The sequence below is a fragment of the Geminicoccus flavidas genome (assembly GCF_009806515.1).
Lineage (GTDB): Bacteria > Pseudomonadota > Alphaproteobacteria > Geminicoccales > Geminicoccaceae > Geminicoccus > Geminicoccus flavidus.
The window spans coordinates 1-2,208 of record NZ_WUJP01000742.1 but is presented as its reverse complement, the minus strand read 5'-3'; the positions used below and the strand labels follow the sequence as shown (position 1 = coordinate 2,208).

Here is a 2,208-nt window from a genome sequence, read left to right as displayed (position 1 = left end):
GATCCGGGTGCGGCCGCTGGTCAGCTGCTGCTCGAGCAGGATGACGTTGGTGCCGCCGCCGGAATGGCCCGCCTTGTCGTAGCGCAGGCAGAAGCCCATCGCGTCGTCGCGGCCGGTAATGGGCCCGACCGAGACGATGCCGCGGTCGGTGCCGCCCTGGTCCGCCTTGACCCAGGCCTGGACCGTGTAGGCGGAAAGCGCATCCAGGAAGGTCGGTGACTCGCGGCTGGCCTCGCTGTCGGTCCCGTTGAAGCCGCCTGCGGCACCGATCAGGCTGCCGGTGCCCAGCGCGTTCAAGGTGAGGTCGCGGCCGTGGCCGGTCTGGTCGGCGGCCACCGGCAGGTGATAGACGGCCAGGTAGTCCTTCCAGACGCCCGGCGCATTCTCCTCCGGGATCGTCGCCCCCTCCTTGCCGTAATACAGGTAGATGGTGGTGTCGGCCGTGGTGAGCAGGCTCGGCATCCGCACCCAGGCGCGCAGGGTGCCGGCCGTCCCGCTATAGGCCTCGACCTCGTGGTCGAGCTTCGCGGCGGGGCCGGAGGCCGGAGCGGTCTCGAAGCGGAGGTCCAGGCCTGCCGAGGATTCGAGTCGACCGTTGCTGGCGGACTTGTGCTTCAGCCAGTTGCCGGACAGCTCCACCAGCATGGGGAAGTCGGTGAGCGAGCCCTCGGTCAGCGAGGTGCGCGGCACCACCAGGCGGCGGCGGTAACGATAGCCGTTGGGATAGGTGAGCGGGGCTGGCTGCACCTGCACCTGCACCTGCACCGTCACGGTGCCGCTGCTCTCCGCATCGCGGCTGTCCGCGATCCGGTAGGTGAAGCCGTCCGTGCCGGTGAAGCCGGCAGCCGGCGTGTAGACGACCCGCTGCTGCCCATCCACCGCGACCGTGCCGTTCGTGGGTACGGTCAGGGCGATCAGGCGGATGGCGTCGCCGTCGACATCGGTGTCGTTGGCGAGGATCGGGATGGTCACCGCGGTGTTGGCGTAGGTGGTGACCGAGTCGGGGGTCGCCACCGGTGCGGTGTTGCTGGCCTGGACCTGCACGGTCACCCGGCCGGTCGCCGTGCTGCCCTGACCGTCCGTGACTGTGTAGGTGAACTGGTCGGTGCCGGTGAAGCCGGCGGCCGGCGTGTAGAGCAGGCGATCCAGCCCGTCGATCGAGACCGTGCCGTTCGCGGGCATGGCGATCCCGGACAGTTGCAGCGGGTCGCCGTTGCCATCGCTGTCATTGGCCAGCACCGTGATCAGGACCGGCTGGCCGGGGCCGGTCGTCACCTGATCGTCGTTCGCCACGGGCGGCAGGTTCACGCCCGCCACGGTGACGGTGACCTCGGCCGAATCGGAACCGCCCTGCCCGTCGATCACCGTGTAGGTGAAGCGGTCGACGCCGGTGAAGCCGAGCTCGGGCTGGTAGGTCACCGACATGTCAGGATGGGCGGTGATGCTGCCGTGGCCCGGCATCGAGATGCTGCCGAGCTGGAGCGGGTCGCCGTCGGGGTCCTGGTCGTTGGCCAGCACGGCGATGTTGACCAGCGTGCCCGGTGCGGTCGCGGCCGCATCGTCGTTGGCGACCGGCTGGAGATTGGCGGCGCTGACCGTGATGGTCACGACCGCCTGGGCGGTCTCGCCGGTCGTGTCGCCCACCGTGTAGGTGAACTGGTCGACGCCCGAGACGCCCACCTGCGGCGTATAGATCAGGGTATGGGCGTCCGGCCCCGGCGCCACCGTGCCGTTGGCCGGCGAAGAGAAGCCGAGAAAGGTCAGGCTCGCACCCTCGTCATTGGCGAACGGCGCGATCGTGACCGGCTGGCCCGGCTGGGTGGCGAAGTGATCGGGACGGGCGATGGGCATGGCGGAGTGCTCCGGGCAGTTGGCACGCTGGCCTGATGGGAACGCATTCCCGTTCTGCCTCCACTCCTATGAAAGGAATATTATCCCGTCAACGAGATTCCGCCATTCCATGACGTCGTTGCCTCCCGGGCCTGCAGCAGCAGCGGCAGGCGTGGATCATGATAGTCGGTGATCACCATGCCCGCCCCAAGCGCCAGGATCTCTGCCGCCGAAAGCACCGACGTTATTCCTACCACCTGCAGTCCCGCGGCCACGGCCGAGCGGAGGCCGGCACGACTGTCCTCGAACGCGATGCAGCTCTCCGGCCTTCCATCCAGCAGTTCGAGCCCGGTGAGGTAGGGCAAGGGGTGCGGCTTG

At 68.8% G+C, this 2,208-nt stretch carries 2 protein-coding genes; both read right to left on the bottom strand.

The window, feature by feature from the left end:
* Nucleotides 1–1,851: DUF2341 domain-containing protein (locus tag EQG76_RS21305; protein ID WP_159716340.1), on the bottom strand; the 1,851-nt coding region annotated here is incomplete at its 3' end.
* 80 nt (nucleotides 1,852–1,931) lie between these two features.
* Nucleotides 1,932–2,208 (bottom strand): HAD family hydrolase (locus EQG76_RS21300; RefSeq protein WP_159716339.1); only part of this gene is annotated, 277 nt, incomplete at its 5' end.